The organism is Ruegeria sp. CH10 (genome assembly GCF_056537125.1).
The window spans coordinates 386,528-408,970 of record NZ_JBQFQY010000003.1 but is presented as its reverse complement, the minus strand read 5'-3'; the positions used below and the strand labels follow the sequence as shown (position 1 = coordinate 408,970).

The 22,443-nt window shown below is 59.6% G+C and carries 25 protein-coding genes; 8 read left to right on the top strand and 17 right to left on the bottom strand.

What is annotated here, in order from left to right; translation table 11 throughout:
• Positions 1–14 precede the first annotated feature (14 nt).
• Together ACRZ94_RS12250 and ACRZ94_RS12245 are read right to left on the bottom strand one after the other, a co-directional pair.
• Complete coding sequence (locus ACRZ94_RS12250; RefSeq protein WP_480653683.1) at positions 15–677, bottom strand: DsbA family protein; 663 nt, start codon at positions 675–677, stop codon at positions 15–17.
• A gap of 14 nt (positions 678–691) precedes the next feature.
• On the bottom strand, positions 692–1,198 hold the full coding sequence (locus ACRZ94_RS12245) for a DUF721 domain-containing protein (protein ID WP_480653681.1): 507 nt from the start codon (positions 1,196–1,198) through the stop codon (positions 692–694).
• A gap of 81 nt (positions 1,199–1,279) precedes the next feature.
• Here ACRZ94_RS12245 and mutY point away from each other — a divergent pair, with 81 nt between their 5' ends.
• Together mutY and ACRZ94_RS12235 are read left to right on the top strand one after the other, a co-directional pair.
• Positions 1,280–2,332, top strand: a complete 1,053-nt coding sequence (gene mutY, locus ACRZ94_RS12240; RefSeq protein ID WP_480653679.1) for an A/G-specific adenine glycosylase — start codon at positions 1,280–1,282, stop codon at positions 2,330–2,332.
• A 68-nt stretch (positions 2,333–2,400) separates the two neighbouring features.
• Entirely contained in the window at positions 2,401–3,537 is a 1,137-nt protein-coding gene (locus ACRZ94_RS12235) for an alkane 1-monooxygenase (RefSeq protein WP_480653677.1), read from the top strand.
• 78 nt (positions 3,538–3,615) lie between these two features.
• On the opposite strand, the gene ACRZ94_RS12230 is transcribed toward ACRZ94_RS12235, so the two are convergent.
• The 4 genes from ACRZ94_RS12230 to ACRZ94_RS12215 form a co-directional block, all read right to left on the bottom strand.
• Positions 3,616–5,004 (bottom strand): adenylate/guanylate cyclase domain-containing protein, encoded by a 1,389-nt coding sequence (locus ACRZ94_RS12230; RefSeq protein ID WP_480653675.1) that lies wholly within the window; start codon positions 5,002–5,004, stop codon positions 3,616–3,618.
• 145 nt (positions 5,005–5,149) lie between these two features.
• Positions 5,150–6,253, bottom strand: a complete 1,104-nt coding sequence (locus tag ACRZ94_RS12225) for a DNA methyltransferase (RefSeq protein WP_480797458.1) — start codon at positions 6,251–6,253, stop codon at positions 5,150–5,152.
• 107 nt (positions 6,254–6,360) lie between these two features.
• Complete coding sequence (locus tag ACRZ94_RS12220) at positions 6,361–6,978, bottom strand: ribonuclease HII (protein WP_480797457.1); 618 nt, start codon at positions 6,976–6,978, stop codon at positions 6,361–6,363.
• Between the two features lie 113 nt (positions 6,979–7,091).
• Positions 7,092–7,580, bottom strand: a complete 489-nt coding sequence (locus ACRZ94_RS12215; protein WP_480653669.1) for a hypothetical protein — start codon at positions 7,578–7,580, stop codon at positions 7,092–7,094.
• 177 nt (positions 7,581–7,757) lie between these two features.
• Here ACRZ94_RS12215 and ACRZ94_RS12210 point away from each other — a divergent pair, with 177 nt between their 5' ends.
• The 3 genes from ACRZ94_RS12210 (at position 7,758) to ACRZ94_RS12200 (ending at position 10,395) form a co-directional block, all read left to right on the top strand.
• Positions 7,758–8,045 (top strand): hypothetical protein, encoded by a 288-nt coding sequence (locus ACRZ94_RS12210; RefSeq protein ID WP_480797456.1) that lies wholly within the window; start codon positions 7,758–7,760, stop codon positions 8,043–8,045.
• Complete coding sequence (locus ACRZ94_RS12205) at positions 8,017–8,718, top strand: winged helix-turn-helix domain-containing protein (RefSeq protein WP_480797455.1); 702 nt, start codon at positions 8,017–8,019, stop codon at positions 8,716–8,718. The genes ACRZ94_RS12210 and ACRZ94_RS12205 overlap by 29 nt, the downstream gene beginning before the upstream one ends.
• Positions 8,719–8,823: 105 nt before the next feature.
• The gene (locus ACRZ94_RS12200) at positions 8,824–10,395 is read left to right on the top strand and encodes a DUF427 domain-containing protein (protein WP_480797511.1); all 1,572 of its coding nucleotides are present in this window, start codon (positions 8,824–8,826) and stop codon (positions 10,393–10,395) included.
• A 41-nt stretch (positions 10,396–10,436) separates the two neighbouring features.
• Here ACRZ94_RS12200 and ACRZ94_RS12195 read toward each other — a convergent pair whose 3' ends face one another.
• The 6 genes from ACRZ94_RS12195 to ACRZ94_RS12170 all read right to left on the bottom strand — a co-directional run bounded on the left by ACRZ94_RS12195 (position 10,437) and on the right by ACRZ94_RS12170 (position 14,159).
• Positions 10,437–11,228, bottom strand: coding sequence for a DUF1217 domain-containing protein (locus tag ACRZ94_RS12195; RefSeq protein ID WP_480653661.1), 792 nt, complete (start codon positions 11,226–11,228; stop codon positions 10,437–10,439).
• Positions 11,225–11,626 (bottom strand): flagellar biosynthesis repressor FlbT, encoded by a 402-nt coding sequence (gene flbT / locus ACRZ94_RS12190; protein WP_480653659.1) that lies wholly within the window; start codon positions 11,624–11,626, stop codon positions 11,225–11,227. The genes ACRZ94_RS12195 and flbT overlap by 4 nt, the downstream gene beginning before the upstream one ends.
• Entirely contained in the window at positions 11,626–12,000 is a 375-nt protein-coding gene (gene flaF, locus ACRZ94_RS12185) for a flagellar biosynthesis regulator FlaF (RefSeq protein WP_480653657.1), read from the bottom strand. The genes flbT and flaF overlap by 1 nt, the downstream gene beginning before the upstream one ends.
• A gap of 77 nt (positions 12,001–12,077) precedes the next feature.
• On the bottom strand, positions 12,078–13,325 hold the full coding sequence (locus ACRZ94_RS12180; protein ID WP_480653655.1) for a flagellin N-terminal helical domain-containing protein: 1,248 nt from the start codon (positions 13,323–13,325) through the stop codon (positions 12,078–12,080).
• Positions 13,326–13,534: 209 nt separating this feature from the next.
• A complete protein-coding gene (locus ACRZ94_RS12175; protein WP_480797454.1) occupies positions 13,535–13,894 on the bottom strand; it encodes a flagellar biosynthesis protein FlgN in 360 nt (119 codons plus the stop codon).
• A complete protein-coding gene (locus tag ACRZ94_RS12170) occupies positions 13,878–14,159 on the bottom strand; it encodes a rod-binding protein (protein WP_480797453.1) in 282 nt (93 codons plus the stop codon). Before ACRZ94_RS12170 ends, ACRZ94_RS12175 begins: the two co-directional genes overlap by 17 nt.
• Positions 14,160–14,270: 111 nt before the next feature.
• Here ACRZ94_RS12170 and ACRZ94_RS12165 point away from each other — a divergent pair, with 111 nt between their 5' ends.
• From ACRZ94_RS12165 to ACRZ94_RS12155, 3 genes are all read left to right on the top strand, one after another.
• Positions 14,271–15,476: a flagellar hook-length control protein FliK gene (locus tag ACRZ94_RS12165; protein ID WP_480797452.1), complete on the top strand. Its 1,206-nt coding sequence runs from the start codon at positions 14,271–14,273 to the stop codon at positions 15,474–15,476.
• A gap of 2 nt (positions 15,477–15,478) precedes the next feature.
• Positions 15,479–16,144, top strand: a complete 666-nt coding sequence (locus ACRZ94_RS12160) for a flagellar hook capping FlgD N-terminal domain-containing protein (protein WP_480653647.1) — start codon at positions 15,479–15,481, stop codon at positions 16,142–16,144.
• 85 nt (positions 16,145–16,229) lie between these two features.
• Complete coding sequence (locus ACRZ94_RS12155) at positions 16,230–17,063, top strand: phosphotransferase family protein (RefSeq protein WP_480653645.1); 834 nt, start codon at positions 16,230–16,232, stop codon at positions 17,061–17,063.
• A 3-nt stretch (positions 17,064–17,066) separates the two neighbouring features.
• Here ACRZ94_RS12155 and ACRZ94_RS12150 read toward each other — a convergent pair whose 3' ends face one another.
• The 5 genes from ACRZ94_RS12150 to ACRZ94_RS12130 all read right to left on the bottom strand — a co-directional run bounded on the left by ACRZ94_RS12150 (position 17,067) and on the right by ACRZ94_RS12130 (position 22,353).
• Positions 17,067–18,368, bottom strand: coding sequence for an NAD(P)/FAD-dependent oxidoreductase (locus ACRZ94_RS12150; RefSeq protein ID WP_480797451.1), 1,302 nt, complete (start codon positions 18,366–18,368; stop codon positions 17,067–17,069).
• Entirely contained in the window at positions 18,365–19,183 is an 819-nt protein-coding gene (locus tag ACRZ94_RS12145) for an ABC transporter permease (RefSeq protein ID WP_480653641.1), read from the bottom strand. The genes ACRZ94_RS12150 and ACRZ94_RS12145 overlap by 4 nt, the downstream gene beginning before the upstream one ends.
• Positions 19,180–20,070 (bottom strand): ABC transporter permease subunit, encoded by an 891-nt coding sequence (locus tag ACRZ94_RS12140; protein ID WP_480797450.1) that lies wholly within the window; start codon positions 20,068–20,070, stop codon positions 19,180–19,182. Before ACRZ94_RS12140 ends, ACRZ94_RS12145 begins: the two co-directional genes overlap by 4 nt.
• The gene (locus ACRZ94_RS12135; protein WP_480797449.1) at positions 20,070–21,197 is read right to left on the bottom strand and encodes an ABC transporter ATP-binding protein; all 1,128 of its coding nucleotides are present in this window, start codon (positions 21,195–21,197) and stop codon (positions 20,070–20,072) included. The genes ACRZ94_RS12140 and ACRZ94_RS12135 overlap by 1 nt, the downstream gene beginning before the upstream one ends.
• 67 nt (positions 21,198–21,264) lie before the next feature.
• Complete coding sequence (locus ACRZ94_RS12130; protein ID WP_480797448.1) at positions 21,265–22,353, bottom strand: polyamine ABC transporter substrate-binding protein; 1,089 nt, start codon at positions 22,351–22,353, stop codon at positions 21,265–21,267.
• Between the last annotated feature and the right edge of the window lie 90 nt (positions 22,354–22,443).

The following is a 22,443-nucleotide window of genomic DNA, read 5'->3' as shown; positions in this document are numbered from 1 at the left end:
GTCGCGTCAGGTACTTAGCTGCCCAGTTCGTCTTCGATCAGCTGTTTGAATTCAGAATACGACTGGTTGTCGACCTTCTTGCCGTTCACAACAAAGGACGGTGTGGCCTGCACGCCATCACGTTCGGCATTTTCCTGATACCACGCGACCAGCGTCTGCGCGTTGGTACCGTCCTGCAGACAGGCCTCAAGCTGATCATTGTCGATCCCGGCCAGACGCCCGATCTTGCGCAATTCGTCGACGATCTCGGCCGGGCCACCCGCGCGCGTCCATTCGGACTGGCCTTCATAGATCAGATCCGAGATGCCAAAGAACTTTTCAGGGCCGTCACACCGCGCCACCATCGAGGCCCACAGGCCATAGCGGTCAAAATACACCTCACGGTAGATGAATTTGACCTTGCCGGTGTCGATGAAATCCTCTTTCAGCTGCTTGAACGCGCCATTGTGGAAATTCGCGCAATGCGGGCAGGTGTACGAGGCGTACTCGATGATCTCGACCGGTGCGTCCTCGGCCCCCAGCGTCATCTCGACAATGGTCGAGGTGTCCAGCTCGGCCTCTTGTGCCTCGGCGCTGCTGATCAGCGGATAGGAAGTGGTGGAATTCGACAGCGACAGCCAATAGCCGCCTGCGGCCACGGCAACAGCCGCGCAGATTCCGGTTGCAATACGGCTCATCTCTCAGCCCTTTCTCAGCGTTTTTGCTTGGATAAAACGTTACGGCCCAGACGTTCAAGGGCTGCACGCAGATCATTGTCGTGAACGTCACCTGCGGCCCGGTCGGCCTCGGCGGCAATTTCTGGGTCGATCCTGGGTTTGATCGATTTCGGCTTGTGATCGAAACTGGCCTGCCCCTCGGCAAATCCGGTCGGAGCGGTCTGAGTGATGCGCACCCGGCTGATGGCGTTATAGCCGTAAACCGCATTCACCTTGCCGCGCAGGGATTCCTTTTGCATTTCCAGCATCGGGGCCTGCGGGCCTGTCGTCAGCACCGTCAGCGTCGCCCCCATTCCTTCGCGGCCATAGCCTACCTTGACCGGGCGCGCGATGGCGGCCAGATCCTGACCGACGATCTCGGCCCAATGGGTCAGCAGGCGCGATACGGCAAAGCCCCGGCTTTCACCGGCCCGCCGAATCTGGCCGTTCAGCAATGTCGCGGTGCGTTTGAACCCGCGGGTCGAAGAACGTCTGCGCTGCATCTGGTTTCCAACTCCTGCGCCGCTATTGTAAAGGGCACAGCTACAGGCGCCAGCGAAACCCGACAGGGAGATAGTTAAAAATTGCGTGACACCGGTGACTTTGACCTGAGCCTTGCCCTGCTGGACTGGTACGATCGCCACGCCCGCGAGATGCCGTGGCGTGTTGGCCCGGCGGATCGGGCGGCGGGCGTCGTGCCGGACCCCTATCGCGTATGGCTGTCCGAGGTGATGCTGCAACAGACAACCGTGGCCGCCGTTCGTGACTATTTCACCCGCTTTACAACGCGTTGGCCGACGGTTGAGGCGCTGGCAGCGGCCCCCGATGACCAGGTCATGGGAGAGTGGGCCGGGCTGGGCTATTACGCCCGCGCCCGCAACCTGTTGAAATGCGCCCGCGTGGTTGCGCAGGACCATGGTGGCAAATTCCCCGACACTTATGACGCCTTGCTGAAGTTGCCCGGCATCGGCCCCTATACCGCTGCCGCCATTTCGGCCATTGCCTTTGACCGGCCTGAAACCGTTCTGGACGGCAATGTCGAACGCGTCATGGCGCGCCTTTACGACATCCACGACCCGCTGCCCGGCTCAAAACCCCTGCTAAAGGACAAGGCAAGCGCGTTGACGCCCGACACGCGCCCCGGCGATTATGCGCAGGCGGTGATGGATCTGGGCGCGACGATTTGCACACCGAAATCCCCGGCCTGTGGCATCTGCCCGCTGCGCGACCCGTGTCAGGCCCGTGTTGCCGGCACGCAGCCTGACCTGCCGCGCAAAACCCCGAAAAAGCCCAAACCCACGCGCTACGGCCATATCTACATCGCTCAAGACGCCGATGGCGCCCTGTTGCTTGAACGCCGCCCCGACAAGGGCCTGCTGGGCGGTATGCTGGGCTGGCCCGGCTCAGACTGGTCGGAAAACCCCGCCGAGGCCCCACCTTTTGCAGCGCAGTGGCAAATGCTTGCGGGCGAGGTGCGCCATACCTTCACCCATTTTCATTTGATCCTGCGCGTCTGGTCGGCCACCCTGTCGGAACCAATCCCAGACGGTCTGATCCTGATCGGCAAACATGATTTTCGACCCAGCGACCTGCCGACCGTGATGCGCAAGGCCCATGACCTCTGGCGCAATCCGTAACGCCCGGTCACCATTGTACTATATATCAGGCTGGGGCTAGGCTCACCCCAGGTGTTCGGAGGTCAAGAATGATCGCATCAGCCACTTTGTCCCGCTGGCAATCGGCCCTGCCGTTCTGGGTCTCATTCCTGCTGATCCCTCTGATCTGGTTCGCGGCGGTCGCGGGCGGCTGGTGGGTCTTGCTGGTCCCTCTGTCGACCTGGTGGGCCTTTGCTGTGCTGGACCGGCTGACCGGGCTGGAACTGGGTAACGCTGACCCCGACACGCCCGACACGGTCCTGCGCTGGTACATTCTGCTGACCAAACTATGGGTGCCGGTGCAGTTCCTCACCCTCTATGGGCTGATCTGGTACGCCACCCATACCGACCATCTGTCCACACCGGCCAAGATCGGGCTGTTTTTTGGCATGGGTGTGATCTCGGGCACGATCGGCATCAATTACAGCCACGAGCTGATGCACCAGAAAGGCCGGTTCGAACGCTGGCTGGGGGATATCCTTCTGGCGATGGTGCTTTATTCGCATTTCCGGTCCGAGCACCTGCTGGTCCATCACCGCTATGTCGGAACGCCGCGCGATCCGGTGACCGCGCGCTATAACGAAGGGTTCCACCGTTTTTACCCACGCGTCCTGATCGCCTGCCTGACCTCGGCCTTCCGGGCCGAACGCGAAAAACTCGCCCGCAAAGATCGCCCCTGGACAGACGCAGCAAACCCGTTCTGGCGCTACTGGGCGCTGCAAGGCGCGATGCTGGCTCTGGCGCTGCTGATCGGAGGACTGCCCGGCCTCGCCCTGTTCCTGATTCAGGCGGGCACGGCCATCTGGCAGCTCGAACTGGTCAACTATGTCGAACATTACGGCCTGACCCGCAAACATCTGGGCGACGGAAAATACGAACACATCCAGCCGCGCCATTCGTGGAATGCCTCGCAAAAAGCGTCGAACTGGCTGCTGATCAACCTGCAGCGCCATTCCGACCACCATTACAAGCCCAACCGCCGCTTTCCCCTGCTGCAACACCATTCCGAAGACGCAGCCCCACAACTGCCCTATGGCTACCCGGTGATGACCGTCGCGGCCATGATCCCACCGCTGTGGCGGCGCGTCATGAACCCCCGCGTCCGCGCTTGGCGGCGCCAATACTACCCCGAGGTTACAGATTGGACGCTCTATAATCGCGCAGAAAACCCGCACCCACGGGCCTGACCGCAGCGCGCGCCAGCGCGCTGCCGGGCCCAACGGGTGGCCTTGCATCTTTGATGCAGGGGCAACGGGCGGGAGCCCCTAACCCTTCAGTTCCCACACGTCCATCGGCGCGACGACCCCCCGAACGGCATAGTTTGCGCGCCTGTCAAAGCCTGTCATCAGTTCCGGCGCGCTGTTGCCTTCGTTTCGCAACTGGTCCCGCACCGCGTCACTGATCACCACCCGGGCCTGCAACTCGCGGGTCAGCGCCTCTAACTTGGCGGCCACGTTCACCGCATCCCCGATCACTGCAAACTCCAATCGGTTGGCTCCGATGTCACCCAGAACAACGGCCCCGTAGTGCACCCCGATCCCCACATGTATCTCGGGCTCGCCTGCCCGACGGCGCTCGGTGTTCCAACGGTTCATCACCTCGACCATCGCACGGGCGCAGGCCAATGCGTTACTGGCATCCAAAGGTGTGGGAACCGGCGTTCCAAAGGTCGCCATCAACCCATCGCCCAGATACTTGTCCAGCGTCCCGTGGTGGCGAAATACTTCGGTTTCCATCCGTGCATGAAACCCCCGCAAAACCTCGATCACCTCATAGGGATCGCGCCCGGCAGCGTATTTTGTGAACCCGACGATATCGACAAACAGCACGGCGATATTCTCTTTGCGCACCTGCTTGAGCGGCTCGTCATTCTGGCTCAGCTCCTCGACCACATTGGGTGAGAAATACCGCGACAGGTTCGCCCGCTCCCTCTCCAACCCCGCATTGGTCATCAGCAACCGGTTGAGCCGCCGCATCGACACGCCCAAAGTCACCGCAACCATCATGAAGACAATCACCTGCTGTATGCGCAGCGATGGATCAAAGCTGTTGGGGTCCAGCAACTCGGCCACATCAGGGAACCCGGCCAAAGCCCCGGCCACCCGTTCGCTGAGGTCGGGCATCGGGGTCGCCACCCACCACGCGATGATCCATCCCGCCGTCCATATGCCTGCGGTCCAGGATCCAAGCGCAATCACCGTGCGCCAGGAATAGGCCAGTGTCCCCGCAGCCAGAATGATGAAGAAATACTGAAAGTTGTCGAACCGGTACTGCATCGCCAGCGGGCGCACATCATCACTGAACGGGTTCGGAACGATCATACCCAGGGTCATGATCAGCAGATCGACGAAAATCAGCAGCAGCTCGACCCGAGACTGCCCAACACGACCCGCCCGCCGGATCAGCCAGCCATTCGCGCAGATCAAAAGCAGGATGAAATGATACCACATCACGTCCCAAGCAGGGTTGAGAAAGACCAGCAACACCCCGGTCAGCCCCATCGCAATCCAGCGGGCTCGGACGGCCAGCTCCAACCCTTCGCGCTTGTGCCGTTCCAAAGCGGCCTCGGTGTATTTGTTGTCCAGATCGTATGTTTCGGGCTGGGTTACAAAAAACCGACCAAAACGGGACTCGCCGACTGTGGTATCCGACATTGCTGAGGCTCCCTCGCTGCGCTGCGGGCTTTAAGGAACTCATACAGAAACAAGAATGTGAAGAAAACAAAAGACCCCGCCGAGAACGGCGGGGCAAGGCGTAGTGCCTTGTGTCAGGCCACAGGCACCGGCGGTATTCGTGAAATCAGTTGTGCAGCTCCGCGCGGATCTGCTGACGCAGCACGTCAATCGGCACCGTTTTGCCGTCGCGCTTAAAGCACCAGTAGGTCCAACCGTTGCATGACGGCGCGTTTTCCAGATGCGCGCCCACTTGGTGGATCGAGCCCTTGACGTTGTCGCCGACCAGCGTGCCATCGGCGCGCACCTTGGCCTTGTGGCGCTGGTTCATGGAGTAAAGCTCTTCGCCCGGGCGCAGCATGCCGCGTTCGACCAGCTGGCCAAAGGGCACGCGCGGCTCGGCGCGTTTGCTGGCGCTGACCTCCAGCGCCTCGCGGTCGAATTTACGAACCTTGGAGATGCGCTTTTCGGCCACTTTGCGATAGCTTTCCTCGCGCTCGATGCCGATGAATTCGCGCCCCAGCATCTTGGCCACCGCACCGGTCGTGCCGGTGCCAAAGAAGGGGTCCAAAATCACATCGCCGGGATTGGTCGAGCCGACCAGAACGCGGTGCAACAGCGATTCCGGTTTTTGCGTCGGATGCGCCTTGTCACCGTTTTCATCCTTGAGACGCTCGTGCCCGGTGCAGATCGGCAGCACCCAATCGCTGCGCATCTGCACGCCTTCATTCAGCGCCTTCAACGCCTCGTAATTGAACGTGTACTTTGCGCCTTCCTGCTTGGACGCCCAGATCATTGTTTCATGCGCATTGGTGAACCGCTTGCCACGGAAGTTCGGCATCGGATTCGACTTGCGCCACACGACGTCATTCAAAATCCAATAGCCCGCATCCTGCAGGGCCGAACCAACGCGGAAAATGTTGTGATAAGACCCGATCACCCAAATCGCCCCGTTGGGCTTCAGCAACCGATGCGCCGCCTTCAGCCATTCGCGCGTGAACTGGTCATAAGCCCCAAAGCTGGAAAACTGATCCCAGTGATCGTCAACCGCATCCACCTGAGAGTTATCCGGGCGATGCAACTGGCCTTTGAGCTGCAAGTTATAGGGCGGATCTGCGAAAATCAAATCAACAGATGCCTCGGGCAGACTGTTCATCACATCGATGCAGTCCCCGGATAGAATCGTGTTTAAAGGGAGCGCTTTTGCGCCCTTTTTGGTGGTCGTAGTCATATCACTGCCTCAAGTGTCCACGGCGCTTTTGCGCTCATTTGGTTGAGACAAGGATGAGTCAAAGACGATTCGCCGTCAATTTCTTTTTTGAATCAGAGACTTACAATTTACTCTTGATACAAGATATTGTGGACCGGTTTGAACGAACGTCTATGGTGTGGGGTTACACCAAGATTTCGCAGCGCGTCCCTGTGTTGTTTTGACGGATAACCTGCATTTGTTTCCCACCCGTAGCCCGGATGCTGTTGCGCCAAATCCACCATCAGTTGATCGCGCCAGTTTTTTGCAACGATCGAGGCCGCCGCAATCGACACCGAATGCGCGTCGCCTTGCACCACGGCCTGCGCCGGAATCGTCAGCCCGCGCGGAATCATGTTTCCATCGATCAGCAGATAGTCGGGCGGCGGATCCAGCGCCGCCACCGCGCGTTCCATCGCCAGATGCGAGGCGCGCAAGATGTTGTGTTCGTCGATCTCGGCCACCGATGCCTCGGCAATTGCAACTTCTGCACATTCGCGCAGGGCGGCCTCAAGCGTGGCACGGCGCTTAGCCGTCAGTTTCTTGGAATCATTCAGCCCTTCGGGGATATCTGCCGGGTTCAGAACCACTGCAGCGGCCACCACCGGCCCGGCCAATGGCCCGCGCCCGACCTCGTCCACGCCCGCGATGCGCAGATAGCCCTGCGCATGGGCGGCCTTTTCAATTTCGTAATCCGGTTGCGTCATACCCCCGGAAAACAGCGTTTCACACAGCATCGCAAGCCAAAAAAAGAGAGGGCAGCTTGCACCACCCCCTCTCTGCGCGGCGCTTCTGTGGCGCCGCTCCTGCTCGAAACACGTTACTTGTAACTGATCCGGTAACCGTTCTGGCGCAGACAGCCGGGGTGATATGCCCGCTTGGTCTTTTTGCCATTCCAGAACTTCACCTTGCACTGGTGCGGCAGGCTTTTGGCGTATTTGTAGTGATTTTTCAGACAAGTCTGCCCCAACAGGCGTTTGTTGTGTGAATAAGCCTTGAAGGTCCGCAGGCAGCGCTGCGGCAGGTTATAGCGGGCCACATGTTTGGGCAGCGGGCGGACATGATGCGGTTTCGGCTTGGGCTTGGTGTAGGCTGGCTGCTTGGGCAGCTGATAGACGTGGTTGTAGTTGTGCGTCACGGTGTTCTGTTTGCGCTCGTCGTTAAAGTGCTTGACCGCGACGCCCAACAGCGCCAGCGCCGCAAGACCACCGATAATGTCCTCGGCATCTGCGGCCCGCGCCTGCGAGGCAGACACCCCGGTGATGGCAACAGCCGAAGCTATGATCAGGGCGATGAATTTCTTATGCATGGTGTGTGTCCTTCAGTCGTCTTGGAAAGCCCGGGTGACGGGCCGTGTGCTCGATGACCCGACACTGGGCCTGCGCCCTTCAGACAAGCAATAACGCGGGGATGTTATTCGATATCAGGTCCCCGAACCCCCTTAGGTTATTGAATATCCCGCCAACCCATGCGCAGGATGCGGCCTATGAAACAGATCCTCTCTTCTCTGGTCCTGATTGCCCTGCTATCGCTTGGCTCTGCCGCTGCGGCGGCCGATTGCTATGCCGATTACAAGGCCAAACAGGACAACCCGCTGCGCCTGCATTACGGTGTCATGCAGGTGTCTGCCTGCGACAAAGGCCAGGCAAAACGCGAAGTCGCCCAGCGCCTGCAAAGGTCGGGCTGGACCCTGCTGAACGTCATGTCCGTTTTCGGACCGGAAGGGTTGGATAAGAGGAAGGCCAATGCCGGACAATTCTATCTCCGTTACTGAGGCCCGCCGGTCCGGTGTCAGGCTGGTCGGCGCGGGCATCGCGGCGATCGTTTTGATTCTGGTAACGGCGGCGGTGTTCCTGTTCTGGACCCTGCCCGACGCCAACGCCTTTAACGCTCGGGTTGAACGGCTGTTCATCGAAAGCGACCTGACCTCGCAAACCGAAATCCGATTGTTGGAGATTCTGGCCCAGTCCGGCACCGCCTTTGCCGACACGCTGTCCAGCTATCGCATGGTGATCTTTGTGCTGCTGGTCTTTGCCAGCGCGATGCTGATCTCGGCCCTGGTGTTTCTGGTGATGCTGGTCTTCCTGAACCGTCGCATGGCGCAGATCGAACGCAATGGCATTCAGGTCACATCCCTGCTGATCAGCCGCGAGGAAAACACCGTCTACCTCAACAACATGGATTTCAAACTGACCCCCGCCGCGATGGAAACCCTGTCGGTACTGGCTGAATCGCGTTTGGATGATGAGGTCCTGTCCGGTGCCCAGATTGAATCCGTAATCTCGGGCCGGGACGCTGCCGATTGCGATGAGGCCGCCGGTGCCACCCGCATCAAGCGACTGCGGGATGCCTTGGGCAATCAGATGGTCAGTGAGCTGTTGGTCAAGAATATCGCCAAAAAGGGCTATATGCTGTCCATCGAAAAAGATGTGATCCAGATGGTCTGAACCTGCCACCGCGCACAGGGCCTGTGTGGCAAAACCAGCCCGACCCCCTTGGAAAGCGGTGCGGAAAGGCCCATCCTATAAGGACTCGCGTCAGGGAGTCTGATGATGAACATCCACACCACCCCAAAGACCAAAGGCTATGGCATCTCGGTTCAGGACCTGAGCGGCCGGATTGCGATCTACCGGGATGACATCCTGCTGGCCGAAAGCCACAACGCCAAAGTCATGTATGAGACCCGGCTGCCCGCCACGGTCTATATTCCGCGCCAGGATGTGTGCATCGACCTGGGCGAAGAGACCGAGCTTCAGACCTTTTGCCCGTTCAAAGGCACAGCGACCTATCACGACATCGTCGTCGCGGGGCAGCGTCTTGCGAATTCCGTTTGGGCCTATGAGGACGCCCTGCCCGAAAGCACCAGCATTCAGGGCCATATCGGTTTCATGCCCGATGCTTATACGCGGATCGATCTGGGTGAAAATCAACTGCACGAGCCCGAAGACGGCAATATCAGCGGCCCTCTGATCGACTGGCTGATGCGCGGCGCATCTGAAAACCAGACGCCCGAGGCATTCACCAAGGCGCTGGCCGAAAAGATGCTGGACCATGGTCTCGCGATTCAGCGCCTCAGTATTCTGGCATGGTCGCTGCATCCCCTGATCGCGGGCAAACACTACATCTGGGAAAAGGGTGAGGCAGAGATTTCGACCAACGTGCCCACCTATGAAATCCATGACCACCCAGCCTATATCAACAGTCCCCTGCGCCATGTGTCGAACGGGTTGGGCGGCGTGCGTCAGCGGCTGAACGACGAAAACCCGCATAACAGCTTTCCGATCATGGAGGATTTGCGCGCCAAAGGGGCCACCGACTATGTTGCCATGCCGCTGCCGTTCTCGGACGGGCGAACCAATGTTCTGACCCTGACCTGCGACCACCCCGATGGCTTTACCACCGAAAATCTTGGGCTGGTGTTTGAATGTTCTGCCGTGATTGCCCGGTACTATGAGGTCTTCATGCAGCGCGAGAATGCGCAGGTGCTGCTAGAGACCTATGTCGGCAAACGCTCGGGCGCGCGGGTGTTGGGGGGTGAGATACGGCGTGGCGATGGCGATGAGATCGACGCCGCCATCATGTTCTGCGACCTGCGCAACTCAACCAGTCTGGAAGAACGCCTTTGCCGCGCCGCCTATATCAACCTGCTGAACGATTTCTTCGAAACCGTGTCGGGTATTGTGCATGACAATGGCGGCGAAGTGCTGAAGTTCATCGGAGACGCGGTATTGGCCGTGTTCCCCGCAGGCGACGACCCGGATGCGGCGCGTGGCAACGCCCAGAAATCCGCAACCGAAATCGTCGAAAAACTGGGTGAGCTGCGCCAATCCGGGTCTGACACCCATTGCGATTGCTCGATCGGCGTCGCCTATGGGCGTGTGACCTATGGCAATATAGGGTCGCGAGAGCGGCTGGATTTCACCGTTATCGGGCAGGCGGCGAACGTGGCAGCGCGGCTTGGCGAATATGGCAAAAAGCTCGGCCACCGGATCGTTGTGTCAGCCGATATTCAGCCCGCCTGCGCAAATGCGGTTCCGCTGGGCGAGGTCAAACTGCACAACGTGTCCCAGCCGGTGACATCCTTTGCGCTACGTACAGCCGCGGACGCAGTTCTGGACGCGTGACGGTCTCCTGACCCTCTGGGACTGTATTGTGCAGCCCGGTCCTAGCCGCCCAGCAAGATCAGGGCCGTTTGCGCAGGTGACATCGTGCTTTGCAACTGCGCGATCTGGCTGCGGGCCAGAAAGCGGTCGGTGAGCTGCGCCACGGCGTCTTCATCCGTGAATTGCGCCAGATCATCCGATCCCGTCAGCCCCGAAAGCCGGCCTTTGAAAACCTCAAGCTGACGGTCGAGGTCCAGCTGGGCAAAACTCGATGGCAGCCCAAGCGCCGTTTCCATCATGTTGCGCAGCGGTGGCAGGCCCATCAAATCAAACCACTTGGTATCCTTGCTGCTGCTCTCTGACGCCAGATCAGCAAGCGCATGCTGCGCGTAAAGGGCAATCCGCATGGTTTCATCAGATTGGCCCACCGCCACTTCAAAACGCGAGACGACATTGTTACGGACAATGTCCTCCATGAAGGTCACAAGACCTGTCCTCCGTATCTCACCAGGGCCCAGACCGAAAGCCTCGGCAAATTCCCGATACCGCCCATCGGACAAGCGGTTCGAAAGGGCGTCTTCGGCGCTGGTGCCATCGGACAGGATTTTCTGGATGAAATAGCGGTTGTTGATATCCTCCTCCAACCCAAAAGCCCCCAGTGCCACCTGCAACAGTCGCCGGTCCGAGACCAGATCCTCGGCCGTTTCAACCTTACCGATATTGTCCAGAAAATACTGCGTCTCCCTCTCATTGACGGAGGAGGACGAAAAGCTGTCCAGCTGCGCGTCATAGGTGCGCTGCAGAAACCGCCAGCCGACGATACCGCCTGTGGGGATGACAGGTTGAAAGGTCATTGCTGATACGCCATCAAACGCTCTTCGCGCGGCAACAGGGCGCGCAAGGATTTCAGACACTTGTAATACTGCTCGGCCAACAGTGCCTCGGTCGCCTCGGACAGAACACGGCGGCTGTCCGCATCGGTGAAGACCTGGCTCAGTTCTTCGACCCGCCGCAGCAATTGCTGGCGGGCCTGTTCGGGGGCCATATCGCCCGACAGAACAAGCTGCGTCGCATAACATACGCGCCGGACCGGGGTGTTCACCTCATCAGGGTGAATGGCATCCCGCAGACGCAGAACATTCGCCTCTGGCGTCATGATAGAGAACCGGCTGCGCCGGTCCCCGTTTTCGACAACAACACCGTTGATCAGCACCCTTTCTTTCGGTGCCAGTTTCAGAACCAACCCGCCCATCAGGTGGCCCTCATCTGCCGAAGACCCCGCAGAACGGCCATGTTGATCTCCAACAATGGTTCAACAGTGGCCTTATTGCCCAAAACCTGACTGCTGTGCTGTTCGGTAAACTCGGCCAGATAGAAAATCCGCGCCCGCAGCTCATTGGGCAATCCATTGTCGGAATCGGTGACGCCACTGGCCAGCACACTCCAAAGGCGGCGATTTTCGTGCAGGGCCTGAACGAATCCGCCAAAATCTGTCTTTTGTCGGGCGGCAGCGGCCTTGAGCCGATGCGTGATCTTTGAGATTGCCTCGTATTCGGTGTCGCGCGGGGTGCGGGTGGGCGCGGCGGTCTGCGCATAGGCTCGCTGTGCAAGAGAGTGCGGTGTCACTTGAAATCCTTCCAATAAGCCGTCTTTTGCCGGTCAGTGTCGGGGCGCGTTTCCACGCCCCGACCAGGTTCCAAAGATTAACGGAACAGAGACAGGATCGACTGCGGTGCCTGGTTGGCAATCGACAGCGACTGTGTCGCCAGCTGCTGCTGCACCTGCAGGGCCTGCAGACGGGCCGAGGTCTCTTCCATGTCGGCGTCAACCAAAGAGCCGATGCCGGATTTGAACGAGTCCGACAGGTTCGAGATGAACTCTTTCTGCGTCTCGATCCGACCCTGCGCCGAGCCGAAGGCGGCTGAGGCATCAATGGCCGTGTCGATCAGCGTTTCGATGGTACCCAAAGCAGCCAATGCACCCGCATCCGTGGAAACGTCGATCGAATCCAGGGCACCAAGACCACCAGCACCGGCGTTGGTGAACTGTGCCGCAACGGTCACATCACGATCCGCATCAGCGCCCGCAGTTGCGGTACCGGTCACGAATGTCAAACGCCCAGGGTCGCCCGAGTCGTAGTCAATCGCGACACCGGTGACACCCAGAGAGTCGATCTTGTTTTTCAGACCCACGGCAACAACGGCATCGGTATAGGCCGCATCATAGGTGCCCGACGGATCCAGATCGGAGGCTTGGATGGTGTAGGTCGCAACCTGATCACCCACCGCAATCGAGACCTTGTCACCCGCCTCGAAGTTGTCGGTCGAGCTGTCGATCACGATGTCACCAGTACCACCGGTCTTATCCATGGTGAAACCGGCAGTGTCATTGTCGGTGGTCACGTTATCCGACCCCGCCAGAACACCCTTGGCCGTGTAGCCACCCACCGACAGATCCTGCGCGGCAACGCTGATCGATGAAGCCGAGACATTACCGCCGGCATCACGATCCAGCGACGACAGAATCGATGCCGGACCCGAGGACCCGTTGACCAGATTCAGACCGTTGAACTGCGCCGCACCAACGACGGATTCGATCTGATCCTTCAGCGCGCTCACGTCTGCGTTGATCTTGCCGCGGTCCACGTTGTCTTCTTGCGCCGCGACGATCTTGCCTTTCATCTGGTTCAGCAGATCGGTCACGGTCTCCGACGCGTTCCGCGCCACCGCAACGGTCGATTCACCCAGCGCCAGGCTGTCCTTGATCGCATTGAAGCCTTTGACGTCGGATTCCATCACTTTCGAGATCGCCCAGACGGCCGAGTTGTCTTTGGCAGTCGCGACGTCCTTACCGGTCGAGATCGCGTTCTGGGTCATTGCCAGGTTCTTGTTGACCGATTTCAGGGTCTGCAGCGCAACCATTGCGCCATTGTTGGTCAGAATGCTGGACATAGCTTCTTCCTTTTTACGTATGGGCCCTTTGCGCCCGTGCTAACCCCGCACCATCTGCGGGCTTTAACGTCTTTCTGATCACTGCGATCCGCCGTCCGGCTGTTCGCGCCACCTGCTGTTTCAGGTGCCCGACCACCTTTGACCCTGATCCCCTAACGGAGTGCTAAAGCGCCCCAATCAGAAACTTAGGATTTGAATCAAACCCGACGCTAAGCCCGTTTCTCCAGCTTGGCATGGTGGCGCATGGTGTATCCGTTGCGCTGACCATTCGCCCCATAGGTACTGAATTCCTGCCGTACACGACGCAATTCGGCCATGCGGCTGGCCACGGCGCGAATCCCTTCGGCCGCACTGTTCAACAGCGCCTGATTCCGCTCGACCTTTTGTTGCAGGCGAATCAATTCGGCACTGTCCAGCACCTGCAGCTCATTGATCGCACCGATCAGCTTTTCCTTTTCCGGCGCCATGTGATTCAACCGATCCAGATCGCCATCGACAAGCGCGGCCCTCTCAAGGTCCAGCACCTCTTCCAAAGACGTGATCAGATCGGTTTCAGGTTTCGTCGGCATTGGTTTTCTCCATCATGGACTGAAACAGAATTTCGGACAGCCCGACGCCGCCGGACTCGGCCAGCGCCCGCGCCTGATGCTGCACAAGGAACGAGGCGAACTGATCCTCACCCGCGCCGCCGCCAAAGGACTGGCTGGTTTTACCCAGACCCGAAGACTTGAGCATTTCGGCCAGAAATGCAGCCTCCAACTCGACGGCAGCGGCCTTTAGTTTTTGGTTTGTCGTTGGGGGTTGGGCGGTGGGAAGGGGAGCGGAAATCTTCATCGGGTTCTCCGAAATTTGCATCGAACTTTCTTGATCAAAGGCGAAAGCAGTTAAAATAAACGTAACTTCCTGCGGGCAGATTTATGGCGACACAACCGGAGTCGGAGCAAAATGCCCAACCCTCTTACAGCGGTGATCTCCTCACCAACCGCGACCGCCAAACCCGATGCTGCCCCCCCAAAAACCGGCGAGGCTGCATCGTTTCAATCGGTCATGGATCAGGAAACCAACCCGGATTCGGGCGAAGCAGAATTGACGGACCTGTTGGTGCAAACGCCTGATGAAGCTGCCGAGCTAGAGGGGTCCACAACCGAGGTCGAAGGTACCGAACTGCCCGTGCCGGTTGAAGGTCAACAGCCCGATAAAGCCCGCCCTGCCGTCGATGTTCTGCCGCCGGAATCAGATTCAGTTACCCCGCCCGAGGCTGCTTCTTCGTCTCCCCAAGTGGCTGAGACCGCGATAAAGCAACCCCAGCCCGATGCCCCAAACCCCGAGACAGCGCCCCAAACCGAGCATCCGGCACAACAGCTTGTCTCCTCAGCGTTTACGGCACTTATGCTGGGCGCTGAGCGCCAGTCTCGAAAACCAGAGACGGCCATCCCGCCCAAGATGCACCCTGTGACTCCGCAACCGATGGGCGGCGGACCACAAGACATGACGCGCACTTCGTTTACTGCGGCGCTACCAGAGGCGCCGGTCCAGACACCGATCGCCCCCAAGGCGCAAGCACCAAAAGGGCCGGAACGCGCAACAAGTTTTGCGCAGATACAGCTTTTGGCCTCGGACCCGGTCACCGTTCAGGCAGATACCACACAGGGGGCCGAGGTTGATGACATCCAGCCCGCGCGCGAGGCCCCGACGCTTGCGGCAACCCGCGACACGGCCCCCGGCATTCAGGCGATGACAGCTACCGCGCGCGCGGAAACGGCGCGGGCCATTGCGAATCAGATGGCCACCGCGGTCAACGTGCGATCCCAGCCCGGCGCGATCGAAGTTGCGCTGAACCCTGAGGAGCTCGGGCGGGTCTCAATCGTTCTGAATGGTCGGGACGACGGCTTGCACCTGACGATCAGCGCCGAACGCCCAGAAACTCTGGACATGATGCGCCGCCATCTGTCGGTGCTCGAGGCCGAATTCAAGAATTTCGGGCTGGGTGATCTGTCCTTTGACCTCGGCACCTCGGCGGATACACAACAAGACGCATCGGACAGCGGTGAAGAGGCTGAATTCACAGCCGTGCAAGCCGAACCGCTTACCGACACGGCCCCCACATACCCACGCATCGGCCCGGATGGGCGCATCGATATGAGGCTTTGACCATGATTAACCCCACTCAATCAGCCACGCAGGCCAGCACAACAGCGCAGACAGCGTCGCGATCACAGGCTGCGACTGTAGCCTCAGATTTCGACACGTTTCTGCTGTTGATGACGACCCAGGCCCAGAATCAGGACCCGTTGGAGCCGATGGATTCCAGCGAATATGCCTCGCAATTGGCGCAGTTCTCGATGGTCGAGCAGCAAGTTCAGACCAACGAATCGCTGGTCGAGCTGGTGGCGTCACTGGGCGGCATAAAACTCGAAGAATTAGCCAACTGGGTTGGCATGGATGTGCGAACAACTGCGCCGTTTCGGTTTGACGGTGAGCCTGTGAATCTGTTTGCCCAGGCTGCGCCGACGGCTGACGGTGCTGTCATGGTGATCCGCGACAGCAAAGGCACCGAAATCGAACGCATTTCCGTCCCAATCGATCAAACGGAATTTGTCTGGGCCGGGACCGCAGGTGATGGCAGCCCTTTGCCCGCAGGCACATATTCGGCCAGCCTCGAAAGCTATGACGGAGAGGAGCTGCTATCGAGCCAACCGGTCTCAAGCTATAATCAGGTGGTTGAGGCGCAGGTTGGCGATGACACGGTGATGCTGACCCTGGAAAGCGGCGAGGTTGTACCCGTGGCATTGGTAACAGCGGTCCGAACCGGAGCTTGATCTGCCCGGCAGGACGGGCCACACCTGTGCAACCTGCGACTCGCTTATTGTACCGGTGATCCCTCTGCCTGACCCGACGCCTCCTGTGGACCTAGTTGAAGACCTGCGCGACCGAAGATTGATTGCGCAGGAAACGCAGTTTCAGACCCTGTATGGCGGGCGCACCAATCAGGTATGGAAAGTGGTTGGGGAAAACGGCGGCAAGGTTTTGAAACTGTACCGATCCGGCCTGCGCAATCCACTGTTTCGCAATGACGCCGCGCTAGAGGCGCAATGCCTGACGGCGCTGGAGCACACGGGATTCGTGCCGCGTTTGCGCGCAGCAGGGCAGCATGAAACCGGCCAATGGGTGTTTTACGATCACGCTCCGGGATCGACCTGGCGTGAAGGGACTGCGCCGGTGGGGGAATTGCTGCGCAAGCTGCATGGCCTGTCGGTTTCCGTGAAGGCCCCATCGGGGTGCAACGGCAGCGCGGATCTTGCTGCGCATGGGCATAGCATTCTTGACCGATGCGCAACGCACACACGCGGACGGTTGGAACAGCTTAGGCCGAAGGATGATGTGCCGCCCACCGACCGCACCTGTTTGATCCACGGCGATCCGGTCCCCGGCAACATCCTGTCGGCCCCGTCGGGACTGACCCTGATCGACTGGCAATGCCCGGCGCAGGGTGATCCCTGCGAGGATATTGCGTTGTTCCTGTCACCCGCAATGCAGCATGTGTATCGCGGCAAGGCCCTGACCCAGACGGAAGAGAAACACTTCCTGTCCGCTTATGGCGATGCGCAGATCGTGACCCGGTACGTCGCCTTGCGCCAATGGTATGCGTGGCGAATGGCCGCCTATTGCCTGTGGCGCGTCGAAAACGGGGCTGCAGATTACGCGGCGGGGTTAGAGTTGGAGCTTGCGACGCTCTGACCGCTAGAAATCCGTAAATGTCATCGCGGCATAGGCAGGCGGCTTCAAAGCGCGCCGCCAGCGGCCAAGCGGGAATCGCCCCGGCGGCTGTGCGATCGGCTCGGGCAGGTTCGCGTCCTGACCCAGGACCATCCGGGCCAGCGCCCGCCCGCAATAGGTGCCCATCGCCACCCCGTTCCCGTGATAGGCAAACCCCGCGAACAGGCCCGGCTGATCGGGCACGGGCCCGGCATACGGCGTCAGCGCGCGCGACAGGCACACCATGCCTGACCACATATGCGTGACCTCAACGCCTGCCCAATGCGGGAACATGCGCCTGAAATCCTTTAGGGCTTTGCGCCGAATGGCGGCCTCGGCCCGGGCTGAGGATAGCAAACCACCACGCGTGCCAAACAGAAATCTGCCGTCGGGCATCAGGCGGAAATAATGCAGCAGGTTGCGGGTATCGTAGGACATCTGTCCCGTGGTCCAGCCCTGCGCCTGCAACTCATCTTGTGACATCGGGCGCGTCACAAGAACCGTGGATTGCGTGGGCATGTAGCGCCCGGACATCCAATCAGGGACATCCTCGCTGGAGTATCCGTTGGTGCAGATCAGCACATTGGTCGCCCGGATCGCGCCCGATCCTGTCTGAATCTCGAACCCAGAGCGGTTTTTGGTGATAGACTGCGCCGGTGTCTTCTGAAACAGGCCGTCACCGCGCGATTGCACTGCATGGGCCAGACCAAACAGGTATTTTCGGGGGTTCAGAGCAAAGCCAACCGGATTTGTGTACCCGCCATAAAACCCGGCCCCAAAGCCCAGACCGGGCAAATCACCCGCTTCGTGAAGCGTGCCCGCAGGTCCGGCCTGACGCCGCAGCCGCTCCATCGCGCGTGGGGTATGGGCCAGCTGCGTCTCACCCTTCGAATGCGTATCCGCCTTGATCCCGTGGGCCGAGAGCAAGTCCGCGACAAGGTGCACGGCCTCTTCCTCGGCCTGTTCATAGTGGCGGGTTGCCTCGTCCCCGAACCGACGGGTCATCGCAGCGGGGCTTAGTTTCGAACCGCCCAGACAGCAAAACCCGCCATTGCGCCCAGATGCACCCCAGCCCGGTGTCTCGGCCTCAAGCACAGCAACCGACGCGCCGGATTCAACCAGATGCAAAGCGGCGGCCAGCCCCGTGAACCCACCCCCAACAATCACCACATCTGTGGTCAGATCGCCATGCAGGACAGGCCAGTCCGGGCTGTCTGCCGTGTCATCCCACCAGCAACCCGAGCGCGGCCCGTCCCCATAGGTATAGTCAGGGAAAATCCGTCTCATTCGGCGCGCGCGGCGGCCATTTCGTCCTGTTTTTGCCGCATCATTGCGCGTTTGGTCACCAGGGATGCGGTGATGACGCCCACCGTCACAACCGCAATCATCAGGGTGGACAAGGCGTTGATCTCAGGGCTGACACCCAACCTGACCGCCGAGAAAATCTTGATCGGCAAGGTTGTCGCCGACGGCCCCGAGGTAAAGGACGCGATCACCAGATCATCCAGAGACAGGGTAAAAGCCAGCAACCAGCCCGAAATCACGGCGGGCGCGATAATCGGTAGGGTCACCAGCCGGAACGCCTGCGCGGGTGAGCAGCCAAGGTCGAGCGCGGCCTCTTCCAGCGACTTGTCGAAAGTCACAAGACGCGACGAGACGACGACCGAAACAAAGCACATCGAAAAGGTCGTATGGGCCAGAACGATGGTCAGAATGCCTCGGTCCAGCCCGATTCCGATGAACAGCAATAGCAGCGACAGGCCGGTGATCACCTCGGGCATCACCAGCGGCGCATAGATCATCCCGGAAAACAGGGTGCGGCCAAAGAACCGCCCGCCCCGCACCAGAACATAGGCCGCAGCGGTCCCCAGAATCGTCGCCAATGTCGATGAGAATACGGCCACACGGATTGTCACCCAGGCCGCATCCAGAAACCCTTCGTTCTGCATCAACTCGCCGTACCATTTGGTCGAGAACCCGGCCCAGACGGTGACGAGTTTGCTTTCGTTAAACGAATACAGGATCAGGATGACCATCGGGATGTAGAGAAACGCGAACCCCAGCGTCAGCGACACCGTGTTGAACCAGCTTAGCCTGTTCATCGCTCGGCCTCCGTTTGTTTCTGCTGGTTGCGCTGGAACAGCACGATCGGGATCACGAGGATCAGCAGCAGCACCACAGCCACGGCGCTGGCCACCGGCCAGTCGCGGTTCGAGAAGAACTCCTCCCATAGCACTTTACCGATCATCAGCGTGCCTGAGCCACCCAGCAGCGAGGGGATCACGAACTCACCAATCACCGGGATCATCACAAGGAAGCATCCCGCGATGATGCCGGGGCGCGACAGCGGGATTGTCACCAGCCAGAACGCCTGCAGGCGCGAACAACCAAGGTCTTCGGCCGCTTCGATCAGCGACTCGTCCATGCGTTCCAGCGCCGAATAGATCGGCAGGATCATAAATGGCAGATAGGTATAGATGATCCCGATATAAACCGCCGTGGGTGTGTTCAGAATGGTCAGCGGGGTTGAGATAATCCCCGTCCACAGCAGGAACTGGTTCAGATAGCCTTCGTTCGACAGGATACCCATCCAGGCATAGACGCGGATCAGGAATGAGGTCCAGAAGGGCAGGATCACCAGCATCATCAACGTTGGACGCCATTCCGCGGGTGCGCGGGCCATGCCATATGCGATGGGATAGCCGACCAGCAGTGTGAAAAACGTGGAAATCACCGCGATCTTGACGCTGGAGAGGTAGGCTTTCCAATACAGATCATCCTCGGACAACCAGACATAGTTTTCCAGATCAAGCTGGCTGAAGAACTCTTTGATGCCTGCCCAGCCCTGCGAGAGATCCAGCGTCGGCGCATAGGGCGGGATGGCCAGTTCCGTGTCCGACAGCGAGATTTTCAGGACAATGAAAAACGGTACCAGAAACAGCGCCAACAGCCAGACATAGGGGATGGCGATCAGAACCGCGCGGCGCATCAGTCGGCCAGCAGGACCGCGGCGGTGGCTGTCCAGGACAGCCAGACCGGGTCTTCCCATGTAAAGGACCGGCGCGAGATACGGCGGGTATTGGCCGTCTGCGCCTTGATGATCGTGCCGTTCGGCAGCTCGACGTAATAAGTGGACAGGTTGCCCAGATAGGCGATGTCATGCACCTTGCCCTGTACCGCGTTGATCGCATCCGCCGGACGGTCGGCGGAAATCGTCACCTTCTCGGGGCGGATGGCCAGATGGCACGCCTGCCCCTGCGCAAACCAGTTGGTCGACGTCGCGGTCAGCGGCGCCTGCCCTTCGGCCCAGTCGACCTGATAGGTATCCCCACCATTGGCAGAGGCGCGGCCTTGGATGATGTTCACGTCGCCAATGAAGTCAGCCACATAGACCGAGTTCGGGTTCTCATAAATCCGATCCGGCGTGGCCACCTGCATCAGCTTGCCCTGATCCATCACGGCCACGCGGCTGGCGACGGTCATGGCCTCTTCCTGATCATGAGTCACGATCACGAAGGTGGTCCCGGTCTTTTCCTGAATGTCCATCAGTTCAAACTGCGTGTCCTGCCGCAGTTTCTTGTCCAGCGCACCCAGCGGCTCGTCCAGCAGCAACAGTTTCGGCGCTTTGGCCAGAGACCGCGCCAGCGCCACCCGTTGGCGTTGCCCGCCCGAGATCTGATGCGGTTTGCGGCGGGCGAATTGCTCCAGCCGGGTCAGGCGCAGCATTTCTTCGACGCGGTCCTCAAGATCATGCTTGGGCATGTTGTCGCGCCGCAGGCCAAAGGCGATATTTTCCCAGATGCTTAAGTGAGGGAACAGCGCGTAGGACTGGAACATCATGTTCACCGCCCGCTTGTTCGGCGGGATTGGATCAATGTCCTGACCCCCCAGCATGATATGCCCTTCGGTGGGTGTCTCAAACCCTGCCAGCATCCGCATCATGGTGGTCTTGCCGCAGCCCGACGGCCCCAGCAGAGCGAAAAACTCACGCTCGAAAATGTCCAGAGACAGGTTATCGATGGCCGTAAAGTCGCCAAACCGTTTGGTGACATTGCGGAACTGGATCAAAGGCTTCGCCTGCGGGTCTTCCCACGGCGCAAAAACGTCAGAGTTCAAATCGGCCCCCGTACATCAGTCTGGAAAGGACACAGGGCGGCGCATGCCGCCCCGCGCAGACACCCGGTCAGGTGCCCGATTTGATCTTGGTCCACATCCGCGTCACGACGCGCTGCGTCTTTTGCGGGTACGGCCCCTTGATATAGGTATTGTCCATCGCCTCAGCCGACGGATAGATCGCCGGATCGGTGATCACGTCTTCCTCAAGAAACTCCTGCGAGGCTTTGTTGCCGTTGGCGTAGTAGACATAGTTCGATGCCGCCGCCATGTTCTGCGCATCCAGCATGAAGTTGATGAACTTATGTGCACCTTCGGGGTTCGGCGCATCAACTGGCACGGCCATCTGGTCGAACCACATCTGCGAGCCTTCCTTGAAGGCGTTATAGGCGATCTCGACCCCATTGTCGGCCTCAGCCGCGCGATCCCGCGCCTGCAACACGTCGCCCGAGAAACCGACGGCCACACAGATGTCCCCGTTGGCCAGCGCGTTGATATATTCCGAGCTGTGGAACTTGGTCACATAAGGACGAACGGCGGCAAACACCTCTTCGGCCTTGGCGATGTCATCCTTGTCGTGGCTGTTCGGGTCCAGCCCGGCATAGACCAGGGCGGCCGGAACCATCTCATCGGGGGCATCCAGGAAGTAGACACCGCATTCGGCCAGCTTCGCCATGTTGTCGGGGTTAAAGATCAGCTCCATCGAATCCAGCGGCGCATCTTCGCCCAGCACTTCTTGTACTTTGCCGACATTCACGCCCAGCCCGGTGGTGCCCCACATGTAGTTGACCGAATGCTTGTTGCCAGGATCGAACTGCGCGACCCGCTCGGCGATGACATCCCAGGCATTGCCGATATTGGACAGCTGCGCCGGGTCCAGTGGCTGAAACGCGCCCGCCTGAATCTGACGGCTCATAAAGCTGCCGGTCGGCACCACCACGTCATAGCCCGACCCACCGGCCAGCATCTTGGTTTCCAGCACTTCGTTGCTGTCGAACACATCGTAGATCAGCGTCAGGCCGGTTTCTTCCTCAAACTTCTCCAGAAGGCCCTCATCGATATAGTCGGACCAGTTGTAAACACGCACCTCTTCAGCGAAGGCCGCCGAAGTCCCCAATGCGATTACCGCCGCTGTCACGGTCAGCGTTTTAATTGACATTTTCTTCTCCCTGCAAATGTTCGGGTATTTTCCCGTTTTTTTGGATTTGATCAAGTTTTGCGTTTTCCCCCGATCACGCGTATGATTCCA